Genomic DNA, 376 nt, shown 5'->3' with positions numbered 1-376 from the left:
TAGAATGCGCGGCCTCGGTTGAGCGAAAGCCAATCGAAACGCTCTTTAACAATGGAATCAAGCAATTCGTGTGGGTGCTTGTGAGATCGAGACTGATGGTCGACAGATTATCAGCATCACAAGTAACACTCGTGAATTCGAGAGTTTTTTGCGATTGCTGAGCCAAGTTTAGGGTTTTCTCAAAACCCGGATTGATTTGAACTGAAGAGTTTGATCATGGCTCAGATTGAACGCTGGCGGCAGGCCTAACACATGCAAGTCGAGCGGATGAAGAGAGCTTGCTCTCCGATTCAGCGGCGGACGGGTGAGTAATGCCTAGGAATCTGCCTGGTAGTGGGGGACAACGTTTCGAAAGGAACGCTAATACCGCATACGT

General features: G+C 48.9%; 1 rRNA gene. It reads left to right on the top strand.

The window, feature by feature from the left end:
• Positions 1–198 precede the first annotated feature (198 nt).
• Positions 199–376, top strand: a 16S ribosomal RNA gene (locus ACFOJE_RS14235); the annotation flags it as partial.

Source organism: Azotobacter bryophylli (assembly GCF_042643485.1).
GTDB lineage: Bacteria > Pseudomonadota > Gammaproteobacteria > Pseudomonadales > Pseudomonadaceae > Azotobacter > Azotobacter bryophylli.
The sequence above is the reverse complement of the archived record's forward strand: the minus strand, read 5'-3'. Positions and strand labels throughout refer to the sequence as shown.